Below are 22,183 nucleotides of genomic sequence, written 5' to 3'. Positions count from 1 at the left end.
GAGGCTGCTGAGAAAGGGCAAGTCCGTCCGCCGATCGCCTGTTCCCAACTCCTCAGCGGAGGACCGATTGGGCAAGGCGTCGTCGCTTGACGGATGAGGGCAGGCCCAGCGCCTCCCGATATTTCGCGACCGTGCGCCTTGCGATGTCGAAATCTTCGCCTGCGAGCAAGGTCACGAGACGATCATCAGAAAGCGGATTGGTCGGATCCTCCGCCTCGATCAACTCCCTTATTCGATGACGAACGCTTTCAGCGGAATAGGCGACATCACCGTCTTTCGAGGAAATACTCGGCGTAAAGAAGTATTTCATCTCGAACGTGCCGCGCGGCGTCGATATATATTTATTCGAGGTCACCCGAGATACCGTTGATTCGTGCATTTCTATTTTCTCGGCGATCGTCTTGAGATTGAGCGGACGAAGATAGCGTATCCCCCGCACAAGAAACTCGTCCTGATATTTAACGATTTCCGTCGCGACCCGCAAAATCGTCCGTGCCCGCTGATCGAGGCTCTTCACCAACCAATTGGCGGTCGCCATATGCTCGTTCAGAAAGCTCCGGGTCTCCGCGCCATTATCCGCCGAGGACAGACGCGAGAAATACCGCTCATTGGCAATCACCTTGGGCAGAGTCTCTGCGTTGAGCTCGACTTTCCAGCCCCCATCGCTGGCCTCGGTCACATGCACATCGGGGATGACCAGTTGAACGGCTTCCCCGCCAAAAGCCAGACCCGGCTTTGGATCGAGTTTCCGGATCGTGGCGATCAACGCCTTCAGTTCTTCTTCGTTGATCCTCACGGCACGGCGCAAAGCGGGCAGTTTGTGCGCAGCAAGGAGGTCGAGATTGTCAATGAACAACGAAATGCGCTCATCCAATTCCCCAAGGTCGCGCAATTGCAGCCGCAAGCATTCCTGCAGGGAACGGGCGCCGACCCCGGATGGATCGAAGGTCTGGATGAGGGACAGCGTTTTCTCGACGAAAGGGCGGTCGATGCCGAGGCGCAGGGCGATGACCTCGGTCTCTTCGCGGAGATAGCCCCCATCGTCGATTAAATCGATCAGATGGGCCCCCACCAAAAGAGTGACTTCGTCGGTCGTCGATAAGTGAAGCTGATGGGTGAGGTGGTCATGCAGACCGATCTGAACCTCGGCGTTCTGCACCGCATCGAATTCACCATCAGCGATTCCGCTTCGGCCGGAAACCCCCGACCAGTCCCCCGCGCCCGCCTCACCCGGGGTGTCGTCGGCCTGTGTCGGGGCCTCGAAATGATCCGTAGCCCGCGCCATTTCTTCATCGCGCGAGGCTGAGGGTTCGCGGTCGGCATCGCCGATATCGGCCCGCTCGTCCCGTTCAAGGAACGGGTTTTCCTCCAATTGTTCTTCAACAAATTCGGCGAGTTCGAGATTGGTCAATTGCAGAAGCTTGATCGCCTGCTGCAATTGCGGCGTCATGATGAGTTGCTGGCCCTGACGGATCTCCAGTTTCGGGCTCTGCTTCACCTGAACCTCCCAGACTGTGCTCCCTCCCCCAAACCGGAGAGCACTTGGAAGGATCTTCTACATTCTGAAGGTTTCCCCCAGATAAACGCGCCGCACATCCTCGTTAACCACAAGGTCTTGGGGCGTCCCTTCGCTCAACACCTCACCGCGATGGATGATATAGGCGCGGTCGATGATATCGAGGGTCTCACGGACATTGTGATCGGTGATCAGCACCCCAAGACCCCGGGCCGTCAGATGCGCCACCAGTTCGCGAATATCGGCGATAGCCAGGGGATCGATCCCCGCAAAAGGCTCGTCGAGCAGCATGTAATCGGGGCCGGTGGCGACCGCTCGGGCAATTTCGAGGCGCCGACGCTCGCCCCCCGACAAGGCCGTTGCTGCGGAATCACGGACATGGGCGATCCCGAATTCCTCCAACAGGGAGTGGGTCACTTCTCTCTGGGTTGCCCGCCCCTTATGGGCCAGTTCGACAACGGCCAGGAGATTTTGCTCAACCGTCAGCCCCCGGAAAATAGACGCCTCTTGCGGCAAATAGCCGATACCGAGCTTTGCCCGCTGATACATCGGCAGATGGGTGACATCGTGGCCATCGAGGGTAATCGTCCCCCCGTCTGCGGGCAAAAGCCCGGTGACCATATAGAAGCATGTCGTCTTGCCCGCGCCATTGGGCCCTAAAAGGCCGACCGCCTCACCACGGGAGACATGAAAGCTGACATGGTTGACCACCTGGCGACGGCGAAACCGCTTTTGCAGATTTTCAACCACAAGGCCGCCGGCGGCGTGGGTATCCCCCGGGCGCCCTGCGGCCTTGGGATCGGAGGAAAGCGTCGCCCCGTCCATCAGCCTGGCCGCCGATAGAACAGGCCCCGCACCCGCCCGCCCGGCGGCGGGCTAAAGCGGCTCGCGCCGGTCTCGGTATTGTAAACCAGCTCACCGCCGGTCAGCACCTGATCGCCCTGGATCACGACGACGTCACCGGTAACCGTCAGTTCGGTACTGAGGGCGCTATAGGTTCCCCGGGCGCCGGAAATCGCATTCTCGCCATTGGAATAGCGGACGTCTCCGACGGCTTCGATCCGGTCAAAGCCGCCGTCAGGATCAATGCCGTAAACCGTCATCCGATCGCTGGCGAGGATCGCCGCGCCCTGAACAATCCGCACCCCGCCGCTACAGCGAACGATCGCGCCATTGTCGATCACTTCGCAGGCGCCATCCGCGGACAGGTCGATCGGCGCGTCGGCGGCGGGCGCCACCGCCACAGGTTGGGCAGCGGATATTGCGGCGCCGAGGGCAAGAAGAGAGACATAAAATGCGATCATACTCTGGTCTCGTTTCGATCGGCCCCGTCATGTGAGCCTACGGTCAAGGGTGGGGCTCTCCCACGTCGTCGGCGTCGCCATCGAGGCGCAAGCGGACATTTCCTTCGAGAAGAAGACGCCCCTCATCCTGATAGGCGGTGACCCGATCCGCGGCAATCTGGCCACGCTCACCGCCCCCGGATACGCCATTGGAGGATGTCACGGTTTGCGCATTGAGATCCACTGACGCGGCGGGGGTGGACAGAACGATCGTGTCCCGTCCCCATCGATAATCGACCTCCACCTGGTCACTGAGGTCGAGGACATTGCGTTCTGAGTCAAAGAGCCCGGTACGGGCCCGCACCCGGTCCTCCCCTTCCCCTGCCCGCCGCAGCGCTTCGGGGCGATCGAAAGTGATCAAATTGCTGTCTGGGCCGAGACGTTCAGCCGCCTCAGCACCGATTTCGACCTGATTGCCCTCAAGGTCATAGCCGACATGGCGCGGGCGATTGAGGCGAAGATTGGGGGATTGCGGATCGATATTACGGAATTCTTCAACGAAGGCGCGGTCGATGGTCGGCGGGGTGGCGCTGACGGCATAGGCGATCAGGACGCCCACGCCGAGCGCCGGCACGATGAGGCGCAGGCGACGAACCCACAAGCTATGGCGCGCCGCCGCCCGGGGAGAAATCCGCCGGCGGCTTTTCCGCCCCACAGAGGACAGGGGATCGCTATTGCTTGCCCCCCCATTCGGAACGTCACGCGACATTGCGTCGACCTCCATCCTGTCTCCTCCTCTTTCGTATATGTTCTGCGGCGAGCCGTGACGGAAGCCCGATTATCTCTCAACTTCTTAAGAGGGGACATCCTCCTCCCATGCCTTAGCTATGGGCAAAAATATCGGTCTCCGACCATCCGGCGAGATCAAGCGCGGCCCGGGTCGGCAGGAACGCAAAAGCCGCGGTAAGAAGCGCGCGACGCCCTTCGCGGTCGATCATCCGATCGAGCCCTTCCCGAACGGCGTGAAGGTGCAGCACATCGCTTGCGGCGTAAGCCCGCTGGGCCTCGGTCAATTCGGCGGCGGCCCAGTCGGATGATTGCTGCTGTTTCGACAGTTCAACGCCTGTCATCTCTCGAACGACATCCTTCAGCCCATGGCGATCAGTATAGGTCCGCGCCAGCTTCGAGGCGATCTTGGTGCAATAGATCGGGGTCGTATCCACCCCAAGCCAGTGCTTGAAGACGGCAACGTCGAAGCGCGCGAAGTGAAAAATCTTCAACAGCTGAGGATCGGACAGAACGGCCTTGAGATGGGGGGCATCATAGGCGCCCGCGTCAAAGGTGACGAGATGCGCATCGCCGTCCCCAGCGGACAATTGCACCACGCACAATCGATCCCGTAACGGATTTAACCCCAAGGTCTCGCTATCGACCGCCACGGCGCCATCGAAGCGAATATCCGCCGGCAGGTCATTGCGATGGAGATGGATGGCCATAAGTCCTCGTCTCAAGCAAAGCCCGTGGGCTAGCAGGACCGGTCATCCCGCGCAAAGGGAGAAGGCGCGCGGCCCCAAGGCCCCCAGCCCCTCAGACCCCGGCGGTCTCAAACGCGGTGGATCGCGAGACGTAAAAGATCCTGGAGAATATGCGGACTGGACGGTTTGCCGCAGATATGCGCCGAGGGATATCGGCTGGACAGCTCATCGGGGTTCGCATGGGCCGAATGGAAGGCCATGGGGACGCCCCGGTCCCTCAACTCATCGGCGACCTCATAAATATCCCCATCGGTCAGGGAAATATCCAGGATCGCAAAATCGATCGCATTGGCCCGCACCGCGATGCCCGCTTCGGCGACGGTTGGGGCCACGATGACGGTTGTTGCCCCCGATTCCTGGGCCAACAGATCGAGATCCATGGCCACGACGGCTTCGTCCTCAGCAATCAAGACAGTGTAGTCCGCCGCCGAATTGGAGGTGGGCACGCCGCCTCCCCCCTCCGCCCTTCGGCCAACGGCGGGGCCCATTGACCGGTCGATGGACGACTTTTTCGGCTCAAACGTCATGGGAGTTCCTGTCTACGAACCTGCCGAACAGGAGGATCCCGACGGTAGTTCCCTAGGGCGCAAAATAAGTGCTTTTCATCAGTCACTTCGGCCATCCCTACCGCGCCTCTGAGACCATATAAAGGCAATGGCACGGCGGGAGCCGCAATTTCTGTTGCCTTGAGCGCGCCGAGAGTGATACGCCCATCACGCAGCATCGCCCGAAGGGGCGTTGCGGTAATGGACCGACGACTTAAGAACCGACAACTTAAGAGCTGTGAGCGATGACCGACACGTTGTTCATTGATGGATCCAAGGGAACGCACAATGCGGCGGTCCTTCCTGTCGTCCTCGTACTCGTTATTAGCGAAAGCCCGTAGGGGAGCGACTTCGGACGGCCAAACGCGGCCCCGGCGAGCTCCCGAAAGGGAGCTTTTTTATTATCTCAAGCAAAATCTCCGTTATCTGAAAATCAGCGATCATGACCCAAAACAAACGAAGCGACGCCATCACCAAGGGACCGGCCCGGGCCGCTGCCCGCGCCATGCTCCGCGCGACGGGCATGTCGGACGCCGATTTCGACAAGCCGATGGTGGGGATCATCAACACCTACGCCTCGGTCACTCCCTGCAATATGCATTTGCGCGCCCTGGGCGAAGACGTCCGCGCCGGTGTCGTTGAGGGGGGCGGCTGGCCGGTCGAGTTCGGGACCATCGTCGTCTCCGACGGCATTACGATGGGCCACGAAGGGATGCGGGCCAGCCTGATGTCGAGGGAGGTGATCGCCGACTCCATCGAACTAGCCGTGCGCGGCCACGCGCTCGATGCGGCCATCGTGCTGGTGGGATGCGACAAGACCATTCCGGCCGCAGCGATGGCCCTGGCACGACTCGATATCCCCGGGATCGTTTTCTACGGCGGCACGATCGCCCCCGGCTGTCACAAAGGCCAGGATATCAGCATTCAGGATGCCTTCGAAGCTGTCGGCGCCTATGGCCTTGGCCGGATCGATGGCGACGAATTGTCGGCGGTGGAACGCGCGGCTTGCCCTGGTGCCGGGGCGTGCGGTGGCCAGTTCACGGCGAACACTATGGCGATGGCCATGGCGTTTCTCGGCCTTGCCCCCATGGGCGCCGGCGACCCCCCGGCCCTCCATCCGGACAAAACGATCGAGGCTCGGCGCTGTGGCCAATTGGTGGCCGAGAATGCCCTTGGCACCACCGCCCGCACCTATGTCTCGCCCGAGAGCCTCCACAATGCCGTCTGTGCCGTTGTCGCCTCCGGCGGCTCCACCAATGCGGTGCTGCACCTCGCCGCTATCGCCGCGGAGGCGAAGGTCCCCTTCTCGATCGATCTGTTCGACCAGCTTTCGAGGACCACGCCGGTGATCGCGAACCTCAAACCGGGGGGGCGTTACCTGGCGCAGGATCTGTTCGCCGTCGGGGGCAATCGCCGGTTCGGCAAAATGCTGATGGAAGCGGGCGCGCTGAAAGATATTCCCACGACGAGCGGACGCTCTCTCTTTGCCGAGTTGGCCGAGGCGCCGCCGAGCGATGACACCGACGTGCTGCGCCCTGTGGACGCGCCGCTCAAGCCCACCGGCGGGCTGCGCATCCTCTATGGCGACGTGGCGCCCGACGGCGCCGTGCTGAAAACCGCCGGCTATGGCGACGGCGCCTTTGAGGGGCCGGCGCGGATCTTCGAATGTGAGGAGGATTGCTTCGCGGCGGTTCAGGCCGGCACCATTGCCGAGGGCGATGTCGTCGTGATCCGCAATGAAGGCCCCAAAGGCGGCCCGGGGATGCGAGAGATGCTCGGCGTCACAGCGGCCCTCGCCGGACAGGGCCTTGCAGGAAAGGTCGCCTTGTTGACCGACGGCCGATTTTCAGGCGCCAGTCATGGCTTCGTTATCGGTCACATCTCCCCCGAGGCGGCGGTGGGCGGCCCCATCGGCCTGTTGCAGGAGGGCGACCGGATTTCGATCGACGCCGAAGGGCGGCGTATCGATGCCGCCATCGACTGGCAGGCCCGCAAAGAGAATTATACCCCAACCCCAAAGGCGCCCCAGGGCGGCTATTTCGACAAATATCGCGCGTTGGTCGGCTCGGCGAGCCGCGGCGCCACAACTCTCCAGGAAGGATAAGACACCATGGCGACCAATCTTCGCGCCTTTACGAAAGACGATGTCACCCCCGCCCTTAAGGGCACGACCGTTGCGGTCATCGGCTATGGCAGCCAGGGCCGTGCCCACGCGCTGAACATGAAGGATTCAGGCCTCGACGTGATTATCGGCGCCCGCCCCGGGGGCCCGTCGGACAAAAAGGCAAGCGAGGATGGCTTCCGCGTGATGAGCCCTGCGGAGGCCGCGGCCGAGGCCGGCTATATCGCCCTGACCGCCCCTGACATGGCCCACGCCCAAATCTTCGAGGAGGCGATCGCCCCCAATCTGAAGGCGGGGGATACCCTGATGTTCGCCCACGGCTTCTCGGTGATTTACGGCCAAGTCACCCCGCCCAAAGATGTCGATGTGATCCTGGTCGCGCCCAAGGGGCCCGGCGATCTGGTGCGCCGCGAATATGAGCGCGGACGCGGCGTCCCCTGCCTGTTTGCCGTCCACCAGGACGCCACCGGCGACGCCACCGCCAAAGCGCTCCATTATGCCGATGCGATCGGCGGGACCGCCGCGGCGGTGTTCGAAACCACCTTCCAGGACGAGACCGAAACCGACCTGTTCGGCGAGCAGGCCGTGCTCTGCGGCGGCGCGACGGAACTGGTCGTGATGGGCTTTGAAACGCTGGTCGAGGCGGGATATCCGCCGGAATTGGCCTATTATGAGTGCTTGCACGAGCTGAAGCTGATCGTGGATCTGCTGAATGAGGGCGGGCTGGCCAAAATGCACGAATTCATCTCCGAGACCGCGATTTACGGCGATCTGGTGTCGGGCCCGCGCGTCATCGATGACACGGCGCGGGAACGGATGCGGGCGGTCCTCCGCGACATTCAGACCGGGACCTTCGCCCGTAACTGGATCCTCGAAAACAAGGCGGGGAAACCCGCTTACAATGCCATGCTGCAGCGGGACCTCGACCACCCCATCGAAGAGGTCGGGCGCGATCTGCGCAGCAAGATGAGCTGGCTGAAAGCCGGCGCCAATAATGCCGACCAAGGCTGAACCAAAGGACTGCTCACCGTGACCCAAGCCGCCTCCGGTCCCCCGAAGACAACACCGACCGCCGTTCCGGGCACGCGCACGGGTGCGCGCCTGGTCGTCGAATCCCTGCTTGCCCAGGGGGTCGATCTTGTCTTCGGCTATCCGGGCGGTGCGATCATGCCCGTCTATGACGCCCTCCCCAATTCTGGTCTGCGCCACATTCTGTGTCGGCACGAGCAGGGCGCGGCGTTCTCCGCGGCAGGGTTTGGGCGTCTGACAGGCCGGGCGGGCGTATGCTTTGCCACCTCCGGGCCGGGGGCGACCAATCTGGTGACGGGAATCGCCGATGCCTATATGGATTCGGTGCCGATGGTGGCCGTGACCGGGCAGGTGGCCCAGCCCGTCATGGGGACCGATGCGTTCCAGGAGATCGACACCTTCGGCATCACCATGCCGGTGGTCAAACATTCCTACATTGTGCGGGACCCGGATCAAATTCCGGAAATCTTCGCCGAGGCCTTTGAGATTGCCGAGAGTGGCCGGCCGGGGCCGGTGCTCATCGACATCCCAAAGGACATTCAGCAGGCCCCGGCGTCGTCAGAGCCCCTTCCCCGTCGTCCCGATCTCGAATTGGCGCTTGACGAGGAAGGGCTGCGGCAGGCCGAAGCGGCCGTGCGCGATGCCGACCGGCCGCTGTTCTATCTCGGCGGCGGAATCACGCGCGCCGGCGCGGTTGAGGATGTTCGGAACCTGATCGCCCGGTCCCCGACGATTCCCGCTGTCTGTACCCTGCACGGCAATGGGATCCTGCCCACGGGTCACCCTCAATTACTCGGTATGCTGGGGATGCACGGCGCCCGCGCCGCCAATCTGGCTGTCCAGGAATGCGATCTGTTGATCAATATCGGGGGGCGGTTCGACGACCGGGCGACCGGGCGCCTCGACGGCTTTGCGCCAAAGGCGCGGGTCATCCATTTCGATCGGGACCCCAGTGAAATCAGCAAGCTGCGCTATGCCGAGGTCGGCGTAGGCGGTGATCTGCGACCCGCCCTGCAAAGCTTCCGCCCGGAGCCGGGGGATATCAGTGCCTGGACGACCCTGAATGCCGAGCGGCGGGACACGTTCCAGGCGCGCTACGATGCGCCGGGGGAGGGGATCTTTGCGCCCTCCCTTCTGAAAGCCCTGTCGGAGACCGCCGGGGACCGCTTTGTCGCCATTCCAGATGTTGGGCAGCACCAAATGTGGGTCGCGCAACATTGCCGGTTTTCCCGCCCCGAGGCGCATCTGACCTCCGGCGGACTTGGGTCCATGGGCTACAGCTTACCCACCGCCATTGGCGCCCAACTGGCGGACCCCGACGCGATCGTGGTCTCGATCTCTGGGGATGGCGGGTTCATGATGAACATTCAGGAGCTTGCGACCCTGCGGCGGTACAACATTCCGCTCAAAGTGATGGTCATCAACAATTACCGCCTCGGCATGGTCCGTCAGTGGCAAGAACTCTTCTTTGAGAAGAATTATTCCGAAGTCGATCTGTCGGACAATCCGGATTTCGCCGAGATTGCAAAAGCATTCGGGATCGAGGGGTTCACGATCAGCAAACGCGACGAGGTGACCCCCGCGATCGAACGGTTCTTATCCGCAGACGGGCCGATTTTGATGCATGTCATCATCGATCCGGCGGAAAATGTCTGGCCCCTCGTTCCTCAGGGCGCCTCCAACGAACAGATGCTGGAGGGCTAAATGGTGGAAACCTTCAACCAACGCGGCACGATCGAGACCATGACGATCGAGAGCGACGATGTGAACGGAACCCTGAGGCGGATTTGGACGGTCATCGAACAGCGCGGCTGGTCGGTGCGCTCTCTCTTGGTCGAAGAAGTCGAGGGTGGGGTCGAAACCCGTGTGCAAGTGAGCCCATACGGCAAGCACCGGTCGGTTGAGACGCTGCGCCTACAGATCGAACGGCTCTACAATGTCCGGTCGGTGCGCCTTGAGCGGCGTAGTCGGGAGAAGCCCAGCCGGTGGCAGGAGATCCCCCATGCCACTGTCATCTGATCCTGAGCCCGCTGTACGCGGCGAGGCGGCCGCGCCCTCTCCTCGCGCGGCCTTCTCGCTCAGCGACCAGGAATGGCGGGCCATCGTCGATAAGACCGATCCGGCGTGGCAGGAAATCCGCGAAACGCCCTGCTTGCCGAGCCGAAAGCTCGGGGCCCTGACGAATTGCCGTCTTTGGCTGAAATACGAGAATCTGCAATATATCGGCGCCTTTAAGGAACGGGGCGCTTTGGCGAAATTACTGTCATTGAGCGATGCCGAACGCCAATCAGGGGTCGTGGCCGCGTCAGCGGGCAATCACGCCCAAGGCCTCGCCCGTCACGCCGAACTGCTCGGTATTCGCGCGACCATTGTGATGCCCGCGCAAACGCCCTCCGTGAAAGTCGAGGAAACCAAGCGCTTTGGGGCCGAAGTGATTCTTCACGGGACGGATTTCGAAGCCGCCCATGCCGAGGCCATCCGACAGGTCGAGGAGGAGGGCAAAACCCTCGTCCACCCGTTCGATGACCCCTATGTCGCCGCCGGGCAAGGGACCATCGCCAAGGAAATGCTGTGCGAGGCCCCGGAGATCGATACCTTGGTGATCCCCATTGGCGGGGGGGGGCTGATTGCCGGCATGGCCGCCGTCGCGAAGGAAATGCGTCCAGACATCCGCATCATCGGCGTGCAAGCCGCGCTCTATCCCGGCATGGCCAATGCGGTTCGCAACGAAAGCGCGCCCTGCGGCGGCATGACTTTGGCCGAGGGCATCGCCGTCTGCGATCCGGGGCGGTTTACCCGTGAGGTCGTCGCGCGCCTTGTCGACGAGATTGTCACCGTCGATGAGCGGGCATTGGAGCGGTCGCTATCGCTTTTATTGATGACCCAAAAAACCTTGGCCGAAGGCGCGGGGGCGGCGGGTCTTGCAGCCCTGCTGGCCCATCCGCATCTCTTCGAAGGTCACGCGGTCGGCACGATTGTCTGTGGCGGTAATATCGACCCGCGGCTGTTGTCGTCGATCCTCATGCGGGATCTGGCCAGGCAACGACGCCTTGCCCGCCTTCGGGTGCCGCTGATGGATGTCCCGGGCCAATTGACCCGGGTGTCCGCGGCGATCGGCGCGGCGGGCGGAAACGTTATTGATGTGAGCTATCATAAGGTGTTCAACGATCTTCCAGCGAAGCAGACCCATCTCGATATTTCGGTCGAGGCGACGGGCCCTGCGCATATGGATCGTATCGTCGAAGCGCTGCGGGCCGAAGGCCTGGAGCCGGAAGTGGCAAATTACTGATGTTTAGACGTTTTCTGGATCAGCGACTTAGGAGGCGGAGACCGCAATAATTTGTGTTCTCCGCGGCCCCTCCCTTTTTGCGCCGAAATCTCCCAAGTCTTACCGTGATCCAGAGAGTGACCCATGACCTATACGCCCCCCGAGACCGTTCGTATTTTCGATACCACCTTGCGCGACGGCGAACAGAGCCCCGGTTTTTCCATGACCATGAAGGGCAAGCTGCGCATGGCGCGGGCCTTGTCCGCCCTTAAAGTCGATGTGATCGAGGCCGGCTTTGCCGCGGCAAGCCCCGGCGATGCCGAAGCCGTACGCGCCATCGCCGCCGAAGCCGATGGCCCCATCGTCTGCTCCCTCGCACGGGTGACCGAGCGGGACATCGATGCCGCCGCCGAAGCCTTGAAAGACGCCAAGAGGAAGCGGGCCCATGTCTTTATCGGCACTAGCCCGACCCATCGACGCCACAAGCTGAAAATGCGGAAAGGGGAGATCCTCGACGCCATCGACCATGGGGTACGCTACGCGCGTGAGCGGTTCGAGGATGTCGAATTCTCCGCCGAAGACGCGATGCGGACCGAAAAGACCTTTTTGGCCGAAGCCCTGCGCACGGCGATGGAGGCCGGCGCCCGCACCCTCAACGTGCCCGACACAGTGGGCTATTTCACCCCCGAAGAAACCTTTCAGGTCTTCAGCTATCTGATCGATGCGGTGGAGCCCGAAGAGGGGGTCGTTTTCTCCACCCACTGCCACGACGATTTGGGCATGGCCGTCGCCAACAGTCTGGCCGCCGTGCGCGCCGGGGTGCGACAGATCGAATGCACGATCAACGGCATCGGCGAGCGGGCGGGGAATTGCGCCATGGAAGAGGCTGTTATGGCGCTGCGCACCCGCCGGGACACCTATGGGGTGGAGACGACCCTCGATACGACGAAATTCTACGATGCCTCTCGCACCCTTGAGGATATTACCGGCCAAAAGGTGCAGCGGAACAAGGCGGTTGTGGGGCGCAACGCCTTTGCCCACGAAGCCGGGATCCATCAGCACGGCATGCTGTCCAACCGGCAAACCTATGAAATCATGAGCCCCGAGGATATCGGCGCCCCGGTGTCGAGCCTGGTGCTCGGCAAGCATTCGGGGAAACACGCCCTGTTCGCCCGGCTTGAAGAGCTGGGCCACGAAGTGCCGGTGGATTCCCGCGATGCCGTCTTTGCCGCCTTCAAGCTGTTGGCGGATGAGCACCATGAGGTGACGGACGATATGCTGCGGACCCTGGTCGCCGGAGCGTCGAACCGGGTGGTGCCCGCGCTGTGACCGCCAAGACCCTGTTCCAAAAGGTGTGGGAGCGGAATTTGGTCCGCCCCGAGACGGTCGACAGCCCGGCGATCCTGCATGTCGGGTTGCACCTCGTCCATGAGGTGACGAGCCCGCAGGCCTTTACCGTGCTCGACCAGCGGGATCTGAAGGTCCGGCGCCCCGACCGCACCTTGGCAACCATCGACCATTCCGTCCCCACCCTGCCGGCGGACGCCGAGGGGCGCCTGCCCTACGCCACCGCGGCCGCCGAGAAACAGGTGGCCGCCTTGCGGCGGAATTGTGCCCGCCACGGCATCACCCTCCTCGACCTCGGCGATGACCGCCGCGGCATCGTTCATATGGTGGGTCCCGAACTCGGTCGGACCCATCCGGGGGCAGTCGTCGTCTGTGGTGACAGTCACACCTCCACCCATGGCGCGTTCGGGGCATTGGCCTTTGGCATCGGCACCACGGAGGTTGGTCATGTTCTGGCGACCCAGTGTCTGTTGCAGCGTAAGCCGCGAACCCTGCGCGTCATGTTCGAAGGGACCTGTGCGGAGGGCGTGACGGCCAAGGATATGGCGCTGACAGTGATCGCCCATCTGGGCATGGATGGCGGCACGGGACATGTCATCGAATATGCCGGCGAGGCCGTGCGGGCCCTATCGATGGAAGGGCGGATGACCCTGTGTAACCTGTCGATTGAGGCGGGCGCGCGCGCGGGAATGGTGGCCCCCGACGAGACCACCTTTGCCTATTTGACCGGGCGTCCCGGGGCCCCGACCGATTGGGAGGGGGCCGTGACCGCGTGGCGGGACCTCCACACCGATGATGGTGCGGAATTCGATAAGGAAATCGTCGTCGATGCCGCCGCCATCCGGCCCATGGTGACCTATGGCGTCAGTCCGCATGAAGCATTGCCCGCCACGGGCGACGTGCCGGCACCCGCCAATGACGCCGCTCGGACCGCGCTTGACTATATGGGCTTCCAACCAGGCGACCCTCTCGCGGCGCGAAAGGTGGATCGAGTCTTCGTGGGGTCGTGCACGAACGGTCGCCTTGAGGATCTGCGCGCAGCGGCCAATATCCTCAAGGGACGGCGGATTGCCGATCATGTGACGATGTTGGTGGTGCCTGGGTCCGAAGCCGTCAAACGCGCCGCCGAAGCCGAGGGGCTCGATCAGGTCTTCATGACCGCCGGGGCCGAATGGCGAGAGCCGGGGTGCTCCATGTGTATTGCGATGAACGGTGATCGCGGTAACCCTGGCGAGATTGTTGTCTCCACCTCGAATCGGAATTTCCGAGGGCGTCAGGGCGAGGGGGTACGGACGGTTCTGGCCAGCCCCGCGACCGCCGCCGCATCGGCGGTCAAAGGCATGATCGCCGATGCCAGCATGCTGGAAGGACGCGCCGCATGAGTTTTGCCCCCTTTCGTGTCGTCACAAGCCGGACCATTGGCTTGCCGACGACCAATATCGACACCGACCAGATCATCCCCGCCCGGTTCCTCACCACCACGGATCGCGATGGGCTGGGCGAGGCCGCGTTCCGCGATTGGCGCTTCACCGACAAGGATGAGCCGACCGATCATGTTCTGAATACGGTCGACCGGGAAACCCACAAGATCATCGTGGCCGGGGATAATTTCGGTTGCGGAAGCTCCCGCGAGCATGCCGCCTGGGCTCTGACCGCCTATGGCGTCCGAGCTGTCATCTCGACGTCCTTCGGCGATATTTTCAAGTCAAATGCCACGAAGAACGGCCTTCTCCCCGTTGAGGTGGACGAGGCCATTCTCGCCCGACTCCTTGAGGATGAAGGCGGCGAGGTGACGATTGACCTCGAAGCCGCCGAATTGCGGTTCGGCAATCACGTCATTCCGTTCGAGACCGAGCCATTCGCCCGGCAATGTTTGTTAGAGGGAACAGATCCGCTCGGCGCCCTCCTCCTGGCCCTGCCGGCGATCGAAGAGTTCGAACGGGAGAAGCATCGATGAGCCGTACCGTGCGGTTGACAATCCTACCCGGCGACGGGATTGGGCCCGAAGTGACCGACGCAGCAATCAGTGTCCTGACGGCGGTTGCCCCCGATGCGGGTCTTTCGCTCGCCATCGACCGATGCCCCTTTGGCGGCGCAGGAATCGATGCGACGGGCAATCCGCTCCCTGAGCAAACGCTCAAATCCTGCGTGTCGGCTGACGCGATATTGCTGGGGGCCGTGGGCGGCCCGAAATACGACGAGGCAGCGCGGCATCAAGGCGCCCCGCGGCCCGAACAGGGCCTGTTGGGCCTTCGTAAGGAGCTGGAGTTGTTTGCCAATCTTCGGCCCTCGAAATTGTTCGAAGGTCTTGAGGCCGCCTCTCCATTGAGGAGGGATATCGTTGCGGACACAGATATTCTTATCGTCAGGGAGCTGACCGGCGGGGTCTATTTCGGCGACCACCGCGAAGGGACCGATGTCGCCAGCGATATCATGCCCTATAGCCGTGAAGAGGTTGACCGAGTGGCCCGCGTTGCCTTCGAGGCGGCCAAGGGCCGTAACGGGCGCCTGACCTCTGTGGACAAAGCAAATGTCCTTGCCACCTCACGTTTGTGGCGAGCCGTTGTCGACGACGTTGCCAAGGACTATCCGACCGTCACGGTCGACCATGTACTGGTGGACGCCATGGCCATGCACCTCGTCACCAAACCGGCAAGCTTTGACGTGGTGGTGACGGAAAATCTGTTTGGGGACATCCTGTCCGATGAATTGTCCGCCATCGTCGGATCGATCGGCCTTGCGCCGTCAGCCAGTCTTGGGACCCCTGACACGCCGGGTCTGTTCGAGCCCATTCACGGGTCGGCCCCCGACATTGCCGGTCAGGGGATCGCCAATCCCATCGGAACGATCCTGTCTGCGGCCATGTTGCTGCGCCATGGGCTGAAGGCGGATGCCGCGGCGGAGCGTATCGAGACGGCGGTGTCGACCGTCTTGAAGCAAGGTCTACGGACGAAGGATCTCGGCGGCGATGCCGATACGGCGGCGGCGACCTCGGCGATTCTCGCGGCCCTTTGATCCCTCCGTCCTGCCACTGAGGACTTCCGAGCCATTTCAAGCGACCTGGCTGGGAACCGGTTTGCTTGAAAAGGCTCTAGCGAAGCACAACGCGCCCGAGCGCCTCTTCTTCGATGCTCCCGAGCCAAAGCACGCCATTGTGCTCCCTCACCCCGGAGACCTGATGGAACCGGGACGCATCCCCGCGCAGGTGATGAACAACCTGCCCCTCGCCGTCGAAGGCCATCACCTCGCAGGTTTTCTCCGCCTGCGGACCGAGGGATTCTGGCAGGCGGGCGATCAGGGCTCGTAAGGGGCGGGGAAGTTTATGGATCGCCTCGGCGGTCGCCACCCGGGGCGCCGCGATGGCCGCCCAGAACAATCCATCCGTTCCCAAAGACAAATTATCTGGAAAGCCCGGCAGCGCCGCAAAGAGGTCGGCTTGCCCCGCCCTGGGCCCCGAGAGCCAATAGCGGTGAATCTGACAAAGACCGGTTTCGGCGAGGAGAACAAAGTCTTCCTCCGGACTGAGCACCACGCCATTGGCAAAGGCGATACCCGACAGCAAGGGCTCCGGCGCAGTGCCGGGACGCCACCGCAGCAATTGGCCCGATCGCGTATTCTCGATCAAATCTCGGCGGTAATGATCGAGAGGGTGAACCCGCGAGGATTCAGAGAAATAGACCGTCCCATCCCGACCCACGCTGGCATTGTTGCAGACGCCGATGGGGCGGCCATCGATCTGGGAGAGAAGACTTTCGACCCGGCCGGTGACCGGATCGACGGCTTGAAGCCCCATTGTCGCGTTACAGACGAGGAGGCGCCCATCGCCATAGAGCTCAACACCGAGCCCCCGCCCGCCGATTTCGGCACAAACCCGGGCTGAGCTTCCCCCCGAGGGCAACTCGACCAGAACGCCATCATCGCGAAGGGCGGTATAGACCTGCCCCCCTTCGGCCACCACCACATCTTCAGGGGCCGGCAAAGGGAGGGGAATACGCTCGATTGGCGGCATTGGCGTCGGCATAGAGACCTCCCCGAAAGCAGCTCAAACCGCCTTTTCACTGCGGTAGCAGCCCCTGCGAAGAACCGCAAAGATCAGCCGGGCAAAAGCGAGAGACGGTCTGCTCAGGGGAGGCCCCCTTGCCTTACTTAAAGGGCTCGGCCCACCCGTTGGGCCGCTTCGGCCAGCCGCGCTTCATCGGCGACAAGGGCAATCCGCACATGCCCCTCGCCCCCTTCGCCAAAGCCAACCCCCGGGCTCAACGCGACGCCCGCCTCGGCGACCATGCGGCGGCAAAAGGCGAGGCTATCGGTCTCCCCCTTGGGCAAGGGAGTCCAGGCGAACATGGTCGTTTCCGATCGCGGGATATGCCACCCGGCTTCTTCCGCCGCCTTGTGCAGCGCCCGACGGCGCGACCGATAATGCGCCCGCACATCGTCGGTGATCGATTGCCAATCCTGCAGCGCCACGGTGCATGCCTGCTGGATCGGCCCGAAGGAGCCATAATCGAGATAGGACTTCACCCGGGTCAATGCCGCGATCAAATCCTCATTTCCCACGGCAAAGCCCATCCGCCAGCCCGCCATGTTGAAACTCTTCGACGCTGAGGTGAACTCCACCGAAATGTCCATCGCCCCCTCGACCTGTAACAGGGACGGCGGGGGGGTCCCCTCATAGACCTCGGCATAGGCAAGGTCGGAGAGGAGGAAGAGGTCATGCTTTTTCGCAAAGCGGACGGCCTCTTCGTAAAAGCCAATCTCCGCCGTGATGGTGGTGGGGTTGGACGGATAGTTGAGGATGAGGGCGATGGGCTTTGGCACGCTGAAGCGGATGGTGCGCTCTGCCGCCCGGAAGACTTCCTCGCTCGGCTCGGCGGGCAAGTGGCGGACCGAACCGCCCGCCATGACGAAGCCGAACATGTGGATAGGGTAGGATGGGTTCGGACAACAGATCAAATCGCCCGGCGCCGTGATCGCAAAGGCAAGGTTGGCAAACGCGTTCTTCGAGCCAAGGGTCGCCACGACCTGGGTGTCTGGGTTCAAGGCCACGCCGAACCGTTGGTCGTAATAATCGGCGCAGGCCTGGCGCAGGGGCAGGATTCCCCGGCTGTCCGAATAGCGTGAGGCGTCCTCGTCATAGACGCGTTCCCGTAGGGTCTCGATGACTTGCGGCGCGGCCTGCATGTCCGGGCTTCCCATCGACAAATCGATGATATCCCGCCCGGCGGCGCGGGCTGCCTTCACCATCTCAGCGACTTGCGCGAAGACGTATGGGGGCAGGCGACGGGTTTGATGGAAATCGTCGAGGGAGCGTTTACGCACGGGAAGTACCGGCCTTTCTAATCGCGAAAAGACGATCCTTTGGCAGAAAGCATAGGGGAGCGAAAGTCTTCACGGGGGCGGCAAGGCGGATGCAGGCTCAAGCGACGGCGCTTCGGGGTGCAAGCCCAGGAATCATGCGGCCGAGGGGACTGATCCCGAACCGCACCGGCGCTCAAGCAGCCGAAGGCGGGTGCGCAAGGAAATGGTGCCCAGAAGATTAACCTTGAACGAAGCGCCTAAGGACGCGACCGCGTTCCGGCCGGAGGCCGCCCCCTCGGAGGCGCCCTGCGCCGTGAGATCAAGAATGGTGCAGGTGAGAGGACTGACCGAACCGCACCGGCGCTCAAGCAGCCGAAGGCGGTAGCGCAAGGAAAATGGTGCCCAGAAGAGGACTCGAACCTCCACGCCCGTACGGGCACCAGCACCTGAAGCTGGCGCGTCTACCAATTCCGCCATCTGGGCAGCGGAGAGGTCGCTTAGATTTCGGCAACCGGTCTGTCAAATGATTGCTTGGGAATGAGCCGCCCAAAGGCCTTCCCACCGAGACGGCGAAGCGGCTTGGGCGATGTCATCCCATATCCCCAGCCCATCTCCCCAGCGTAGACGCGGCGGCTGGCGCGCCCGGCCTCTTCCCTGCGCCTTGTCCCCTTCTCCTTGGCCCCTTCTCCTTGGCAGGCGCCTAGGGGACGCCTATCGACAGCGAGGGCTCGCCGCTTTTCAGAAGGAATTGCCATGACAGACCATCGCCCCCCCGGCACGCCGCCCGTGAACGAGATGGCCACGGCGTTTTATGGCCTGGGGGTTGGGGTCATCATCTTTTTCATCTTTTGGGTGGCGAAGGGGGTCATCCTGCCCTTTATCATGGCGATCCTCCTGTCGTTCTTGATCGTCTCGACAAAGAATTTCATCGAGAGGCTGCCGGCGATCGGCCGGCTGCTTCCCGACACAGCGTCTTTCATCCTCGCCTTCGCCGTCATTGCCATCATCCTCTTGATCATGGCCCTGATCATTCGTGAGAATGTCCAAGCGGTGATTTCCAAAGCCCCGGAATATCAAACGCGGCTCACAGTGATTTTAACCAACTTTGTGACCTGGGCCGGAAAGGTCCCCTATCTGCCCAGCGATGCCGTGGGGATGATTGAAGAGATCATCGATGGGTTCCGCAACGGCATCGTCCCCTCGAGCGTTTCGGACCCCACACCGGGAACCACCGGCGACACGCTGCGGCGAAGTGCCTTTCGGGCGGCGCAGTCCATCGTGCGGACCGCCACCGGCACCGCCAGCAATCTTTTAGGCTCGATTGTCACGGTTTTTCTGTACACCGCTTTTTTGCTGGTCGAGCGAGGGCGGTTTTCGCGCAAATTGACGGCCCTGGCGGGGGCGCCCTCCCGTCGGCACGAACTGGATGCCGTGATTAGCGATATCAGCCGGTTGGTGCGCACCTATATCGCGACGAAATCGGTCATCAATCTCTCCGTCGCCACCATCTCTTTCGTGATCATGAGTATCATCGGCATTGATTTCGCCGGGTTCTGGGCCCTCTTGATCTTCGTCTTCGGGTTCATTCCGATTATCGGGGCGGTGATCGCCGTGATGGCACCGACGCTTCTGGCGCTGATCCAGCCGGACGGGTCCCTCAGCAAGGCCGTCTTGACCCTTATCATGCTGACCGGGACGGAGCAGATGATCAGTAGCTTTGTCGAGCCGCGGGTCATGGGCCGCAATCTCAACCTCTCGCCCCTGGTCATTTTGATCTCCCTCGCGGTTTGGGGATCGATCTGGGGGCTTGTGGGCATGCTCCTCTCCGTCCCCCTGACGGTCGTCGCCCTGATCGTCTCAAGCCAGTTCCAGGCAACCCGGCCGCTGGCGATCCTCCTCTCCGACAATGGCGAGGTGGCGCCGATCCGCACCGATCGTTAGCCGCGCATGGGCAAGAGCTCGGCCATCATATCGGCCAATGCCCGCGCATCGGCCTCGCGGCCTGAGTTCCGGCGCCAGGCTAAGCCGAGATCCCGTGAGGGAACCGTCCCGGCCGCCTCGACAATCGGAACGGCGGCAAGGCCACTGAAGGCGGCGAGGCCGTGATCGACGGCAATCTTCGGCAGAAGCGTCGTGCCAAGACCGCCTGCAACCATCTGGGTCAGCGTGAACAGGCTCGTTGCCCCAAAGGTATCGACGGTGTCCCGCGAGCGCAGTTCGCAGGCATCGAGGGCATGGTCCCTTAGACAATGCCCGTCCTCAAGCAGGAGAAGCCGCTGATCACTCAACTCTTGCGGACTGAGGGTCTTTCGCCCGGCAAGCGGGTGATCCTGGGCACAGGCGAACAAAAAGGGGTCTTCGGCAAAGATCAGCGTATCGAACCCCTCCACCTCCACGGGCATGGCGAGGACCGCAATATCGATGTCCCCCGCCTTCAGCGAGGAGAGCAGACCTTCCGTCAGATCCTCACGCAGAAAGAGCCGCAGTGCCGGATAGTCCCGCTTTAAGGGCGGCAGCATATCGGTCAGCAGATAGGGACCGATCGTCGGGATCAAGCCGAGCCGCAAATCCCCCGACAAGAGCGGTCGTGCCTCGGCGACCCGCATCAGGTCTTGGGCGAGATTCAGGATCTCCTCCCCGCGATCGGCAACGGTCTCCCCCAGGGGGGTGAGCTGGAATTGCCGTGACGACCGGTCGACCAATTGAGCACCGAGGATCGTCTCAAGCTCCTTGATCCCGGCGGAAAGCGTGGATTGGGACACGGCGCAATCCACCGCTGCACGACCGAAAGACCGGTTGCGCACCAGGCTCTGAAAGAATTGCAGTTGCCTCAGCGTTGGTAACATAGCCTTATCGATCCACTCGATTGATGTTCACCGCATAATCAATTTGCTAGCAAATTCCAGAGCCCATATTTAATGGTGCAGGCGATGGCAGTCATCGCCCTGCACGAAAAAGCTGCTACGGAGATTTTTTATGCTCGGAATTGGCGATAAGCTTCCTGAGTTCAAAGTCGTCGGCGTCAAGCCAGGCTTCAACAATATCGAAGAAGGCGGCGAGAGCGCCTTCGAAGACCTCACGCAAGATAGCTTCTCGGGGAAATGGAAAGTCATCTATTTCTATCCGAAAGACTTTACCTTCGTGTGCCCGACCGAGATCGCCGAATTCGGTCGTCTGGCGAAAGAATTCGAAGATCGCGACGCCGTGGTGCTCGGCGGCTCCACCGATAACGAATTCTGCAAACTCGCATGGCGCCGTGATCACCCTGATCTCGACAAGCACCCCGCCTGGCAATTCGCCGATACGCTGGGCCATCTTGTCGACGGTCTTGGCATTCGGTCCGACGAGGGCGTCGCCCTGCGTGCGACATTCATCGTCGACCCACATAACGTTATCCAGCACGTTTATGTGAACAATCTAAGTGTCGGGCGGAACCCTCAGGACACATTGCGTGTTCTGGATGCTCTACAGACCGACGAGCTCTGTCCCTGCAACCGCCCACTCGGCGGCGACACGCTCTAAAAAATCTGTAGTGCGGGGCGCCAACCTCCCTACCCGACTTGGCCCCTGTCATCGGAGAAGCACCGCTGGCCTCACTCCCCTGCCCTTAGAGGTCGGCGGCGCTTCTCCTTCCTCCCCTCCATCATTATCCGACCCCATCGCCCCCTTTTGGCGGCTTTACGATAGGAGTTTGTCATGTCGATTGAAGCTCTTCGCGACCAGTTACCCGATTACGCCAAGGACATTCGTCTCAATCTCGGCTCTCTCGCCGCTGATGGGCCGTTAAACGACCAGCAAAAATGGGGAACCTTCGTCGCCTCGGCCCTCGCCTCCCGTCACGAAGGCACGATCAAAGCGATTGTCGCCGAAGCGGAAGGGAAATTGAGTGAAGAAGCGATGACCGCCGCGAAGGCGGCGGCGACGATCATGGGCATGAACAATGTCTATTATCGCTTCGTGCACCTCGTTTCCGAAAAGACCTACAGCACCATGCCCGCCAATCTGCGGATGACGGTCATCGGCAAACCCGGTGTCGACAAGATCGATTTCGAGCTCTGGTGCCTTGCCGTCTCCGCCATCAATGGGTGCGGCATGTGCATCGACAGCCACGATGCCGTTGTCCGCAAAAGCGGGATCACGACCGAACAAGTGCAAACCGCCGTGCGGATTGCGTCCGTCGTGCATGCCGCCGCTGCAACCCTCGACGGTGAAGCGGCCTTAAGCTGACATCGCCTGTGCC

Annotated in this window: 21 protein-coding genes and 1 tRNA gene; 12 read left to right on the top strand and 10 right to left on the bottom strand. The window is 62.1% G+C overall.

Annotated elements, in window-relative coordinates:
• Window positions 1-52: 52 nt before the first annotated feature.
• From rpoN to PB2503_RS05830, 6 genes are all read right to left on the bottom strand, one after another.
• Window positions 53-1,498 (bottom strand): RNA polymerase factor sigma-54, encoded by a 1,446-nt coding sequence (rpoN, locus tag PB2503_RS05855; protein ID WP_013300312.1) that lies wholly within the window; start codon window positions 1,496-1,498, stop codon window positions 53-55.
• A 57-nt stretch (window positions 1,499-1,555) separates the two neighbouring features.
• Window positions 1,556-2,341: an LPS export ABC transporter ATP-binding protein gene (lptB, locus tag PB2503_RS05850; protein WP_013300311.1), complete on the bottom strand. Its 786-nt coding sequence runs from the start codon at window positions 2,339-2,341 to the stop codon at window positions 1,556-1,558.
• Window positions 2,341-2,820, bottom strand: coding sequence for an LptA/OstA family protein (locus tag PB2503_RS05845; protein ID WP_013300310.1), 480 nt, complete (start codon window positions 2,818-2,820; stop codon window positions 2,341-2,343). The genes lptB and PB2503_RS05845 overlap by 1 nt, the downstream gene beginning before the upstream one ends.
• Window positions 2,821-2,863: 43 nt before the next feature.
• Window positions 2,864-3,583 carry an LPS export ABC transporter periplasmic protein LptC gene (lptC, locus tag PB2503_RS05840; protein ID WP_013300309.1) on the bottom strand — a complete coding sequence of 240 codons (720 nt, stop codon included), beginning with the start codon at window positions 3,581-3,583 and terminating at the stop codon, window positions 2,864-2,866.
• A 97-nt stretch (window positions 3,584-3,680) separates the two neighbouring features.
• Window positions 3,681-4,295: a ribonuclease D gene (locus PB2503_RS05835; protein ID WP_013300308.1), complete on the bottom strand. Its 615-nt coding sequence runs from the start codon at window positions 4,293-4,295 to the stop codon at window positions 3,681-3,683.
• Between the two features lie 107 nt (window positions 4,296-4,402).
• Window positions 4,403-4,861: a response regulator gene (locus tag PB2503_RS05830; RefSeq protein ID WP_013300307.1), complete on the bottom strand. Its 459-nt coding sequence runs from the start codon at window positions 4,859-4,861 to the stop codon at window positions 4,403-4,405.
• Window positions 4,862-5,321: 460 nt separating this feature from the next.
• On the opposite strand from PB2503_RS05830, the gene ilvD reads away from it, so the two are divergent.
• The 9 genes from ilvD to leuB all read left to right on the top strand — a co-directional run bounded on the left by ilvD (window position 5,322) and on the right by leuB (window position 15,660).
• Window positions 5,322-6,983 (top strand): dihydroxy-acid dehydratase, encoded by a 1,662-nt coding sequence (ilvD, locus tag PB2503_RS05825; protein ID WP_013300306.1) that lies wholly within the window; start codon window positions 5,322-5,324, stop codon window positions 6,981-6,983.
• A gap of 6 nt (window positions 6,984-6,989) precedes the next feature.
• Window positions 6,990-8,012 (top strand): ketol-acid reductoisomerase, encoded by a 1,023-nt coding sequence (gene ilvC, locus PB2503_RS05820; protein WP_013300305.1) that lies wholly within the window; start codon window positions 6,990-6,992, stop codon window positions 8,010-8,012.
• Between the two features lie 18 nt (window positions 8,013-8,030).
• Window positions 8,031-9,734 (top strand): acetolactate synthase 2 catalytic subunit, encoded by a 1,704-nt coding sequence (ilvG, locus tag PB2503_RS05815; RefSeq protein WP_013300304.1) that lies wholly within the window; start codon window positions 8,031-8,033, stop codon window positions 9,732-9,734.
• Window positions 9,735-10,049: an ACT domain-containing protein gene (locus PB2503_RS05810; protein WP_013300303.1), complete on the top strand. Its 315-nt coding sequence runs from the start codon at window positions 9,735-9,737 to the stop codon at window positions 10,047-10,049.
• On the top strand, window positions 10,033-11,319 hold the full coding sequence (locus PB2503_RS05805) for a threonine ammonia-lyase (protein ID WP_013300302.1): 1,287 nt from the start codon (window positions 10,033-10,035) through the stop codon (window positions 11,317-11,319). The genes PB2503_RS05810 and PB2503_RS05805 overlap by 17 nt, the downstream gene beginning before the upstream one ends.
• Before the next feature lie 123 nt (window positions 11,320-11,442).
• Window positions 11,443-12,627, top strand: a complete 1,185-nt coding sequence (locus PB2503_RS05800; RefSeq protein WP_013300301.1) for a 2-isopropylmalate synthase — start codon at window positions 11,443-11,445, stop codon at window positions 12,625-12,627.
• Window positions 12,624-14,027 (top strand): 3-isopropylmalate dehydratase large subunit, encoded by a 1,404-nt coding sequence (leuC, locus tag PB2503_RS05795; protein ID WP_013300300.1) that lies wholly within the window; start codon window positions 12,624-12,626, stop codon window positions 14,025-14,027. The genes PB2503_RS05800 and leuC overlap by 4 nt, the downstream gene beginning before the upstream one ends.
• Window positions 14,024-14,602: a 3-isopropylmalate dehydratase small subunit gene (gene leuD, locus PB2503_RS05790; protein WP_013300299.1), complete on the top strand. Its 579-nt coding sequence runs from the start codon at window positions 14,024-14,026 to the stop codon at window positions 14,600-14,602. The genes leuC and leuD overlap by 4 nt, the downstream gene beginning before the upstream one ends.
• Window positions 14,599-15,660, top strand: a complete 1,062-nt coding sequence (gene leuB / locus PB2503_RS05785) for a 3-isopropylmalate dehydrogenase (RefSeq protein ID WP_013300298.1) — start codon at window positions 14,599-14,601, stop codon at window positions 15,658-15,660. The genes leuD and leuB overlap by 4 nt, the downstream gene beginning before the upstream one ends.
• Window positions 15,661-15,736: 76 nt before the next feature.
• Here the strand turns inward: leuB and PB2503_RS05780 are convergent, their stop codons facing one another.
• The 3 genes from PB2503_RS05780 to PB2503_RS05770 form a co-directional block, all read right to left on the bottom strand.
• A complete protein-coding gene (locus tag PB2503_RS05780) occupies window positions 15,737-16,666 on the bottom strand; it encodes an SMP-30/gluconolactonase/LRE family protein (protein ID WP_041534912.1) in 930 nt (309 codons plus the stop codon).
• A 125-nt stretch (window positions 16,667-16,791) separates the two neighbouring features.
• Complete coding sequence (locus PB2503_RS05775; RefSeq protein ID WP_049782035.1) at window positions 16,792-17,889, bottom strand: aminotransferase class I/II-fold pyridoxal phosphate-dependent enzyme; 1,098 nt, start codon at window positions 17,887-17,889, stop codon at window positions 16,792-16,794.
• 450 nt (window positions 17,890-18,339) lie between these two features.
• Window positions 18,340-18,426 (bottom strand) — tRNA-Leu (locus PB2503_RS05770).
• A 270-nt stretch (window positions 18,427-18,696) separates the two neighbouring features.
• On the opposite strand from PB2503_RS05770, the gene PB2503_RS13880 reads away from it, so the two are divergent.
• The gene (locus tag PB2503_RS13880) at window positions 18,697-19,884 is read left to right on the top strand and encodes an AI-2E family transporter (protein WP_013300294.1); all 1,188 of its coding nucleotides are present in this window, start codon (window positions 18,697-18,699) and stop codon (window positions 19,882-19,884) included.
• Here the strand turns inward: PB2503_RS13880 and PB2503_RS05755 are convergent.
• Window positions 19,881-20,789 carry a hydrogen peroxide-inducible genes activator gene (locus tag PB2503_RS05755; RefSeq protein WP_013300293.1) on the bottom strand — a complete coding sequence of 303 codons (909 nt, stop codon included), beginning with the start codon at window positions 20,787-20,789 and terminating at the stop codon, window positions 19,881-19,883. The genes PB2503_RS13880 and PB2503_RS05755 overlap by 4 nt on opposite strands.
• Before the next feature lie 130 nt (window positions 20,790-20,919).
• Between PB2503_RS05755 and PB2503_RS05750 the strand changes: the two genes are divergently transcribed.
• Complete coding sequence (locus tag PB2503_RS05750) at window positions 20,920-21,465, top strand: peroxiredoxin (RefSeq protein WP_013300292.1); 546 nt, start codon at window positions 20,920-20,922, stop codon at window positions 21,463-21,465.
• A gap of 174 nt (window positions 21,466-21,639) precedes the next feature.
• The gene (gene ahpD / locus PB2503_RS05745; RefSeq protein ID WP_013300291.1) at window positions 21,640-22,170 is read left to right on the top strand and encodes an alkylhydroperoxidase, AhpD family; all 531 of its coding nucleotides are present in this window, start codon (window positions 21,640-21,642) and stop codon (window positions 22,168-22,170) included.
• Window positions 22,171-22,183: the final 13 nt, after the last annotated feature.

Origin of the sequence: Parvularcula bermudensis HTCC2503 (assembly GCF_000152825.2) — a bacterium.
GTDB classification, from domain to species: domain Bacteria; phylum Pseudomonadota; class Alphaproteobacteria; order Caulobacterales; family Parvularculaceae; genus Parvularcula; species Parvularcula bermudensis.
This window is presented reverse-complemented; position numbering and strand designations above follow the sequence as displayed.

Excerpts from the sequence above, each read along its gene's own strand:
- ahpD (WP_013300291.1), top strand. The coding sequence starts at position 21,640 with ATGTCGATTGAAGCTCTTCGCGACCAGTTACCCGATTACGCCAAGGAC.
- ilvC (WP_013300305.1), top strand. The coding sequence starts at position 6,990 with ATGGCGACCAATCTTCGCGCCTTTACGAAAGACGATGTCACCCCCGCC.
- PB2503_RS05805 (WP_013300302.1), top strand. The coding sequence starts at position 10,033 with ATGCCACTGTCATCTGATCCTGAGCCCGCTGTACGCGGCGAGGCGGCC.
- PB2503_RS05810 (WP_013300303.1), top strand. The coding sequence starts at position 9,735 with ATGGTGGAAACCTTCAACCAACGCGGCACGATCGAGACCATGACGATC.
- PB2503_RS05830 (WP_013300307.1), bottom strand. The coding sequence starts at position 4,861 with ATGACGTTTGAGCCGAAAAAGTCGTCCATCGACCGGTCAATGGGCCCC.
- PB2503_RS05845 (WP_013300310.1), bottom strand. The coding sequence starts at position 2,820 with ATGATCGCATTTTATGTCTCTCTTCTTGCCCTCGGCGCCGCAATATCC.
- PB2503_RS05835 (WP_013300308.1), bottom strand. The coding sequence starts at position 4,295 with ATGGCCATCCATCTCCATCGCAATGACCTGCCGGCGGATATTCGCTTC.
- PB2503_RS05775 (WP_049782035.1), bottom strand. The coding sequence starts at position 17,889 with ATGGTGAAGGCAGCCCGCGCCGCCGGGCGGGATATCATCGATTTGTCG.
- PB2503_RS05750 (WP_013300292.1), top strand. The coding sequence starts at position 20,920 with ATGCTCGGAATTGGCGATAAGCTTCCTGAGTTCAAAGTCGTCGGCGTC.
- lptB (WP_013300311.1), bottom strand. The coding sequence starts at position 2,341 with ATGGACGGGGCGACGCTTTCCTCCGATCCCAAGGCCGCAGGGCGCCCG.
- ilvD (WP_013300306.1), top strand. The coding sequence starts at position 5,322 with ATGACCCAAAACAAACGAAGCGACGCCATCACCAAGGGACCGGCCCGG.
- lptC (WP_013300309.1), bottom strand. The coding sequence starts at position 3,583 with ATGGAGGTCGACGCAATGTCGCGTGACGTTCCGAATGGGGGGGCAAGC.
- PB2503_RS05780 (WP_041534912.1), bottom strand. The coding sequence starts at position 16,666 with ATGCCGACGCCAATGCCGCCAATCGAGCGTATTCCCCTCCCTTTGCCG.
- PB2503_RS05755 (WP_013300293.1), bottom strand. The coding sequence starts at position 20,789 with ATGTTACCAACGCTGAGGCAACTGCAATTCTTTCAGAGCCTGGTGCGC.
- leuD (WP_013300299.1), top strand. The coding sequence starts at position 14,024 with ATGAGTTTTGCCCCCTTTCGTGTCGTCACAAGCCGGACCATTGGCTTG.
- leuB (WP_013300298.1), top strand. The coding sequence starts at position 14,599 with ATGAGCCGTACCGTGCGGTTGACAATCCTACCCGGCGACGGGATTGGG.
- PB2503_RS13880 (WP_013300294.1), top strand. The coding sequence starts at position 18,697 with ATGACAGACCATCGCCCCCCCGGCACGCCGCCCGTGAACGAGATGGCC.
- PB2503_RS05800 (WP_013300301.1), top strand. The coding sequence starts at position 11,443 with ATGACCTATACGCCCCCCGAGACCGTTCGTATTTTCGATACCACCTTG.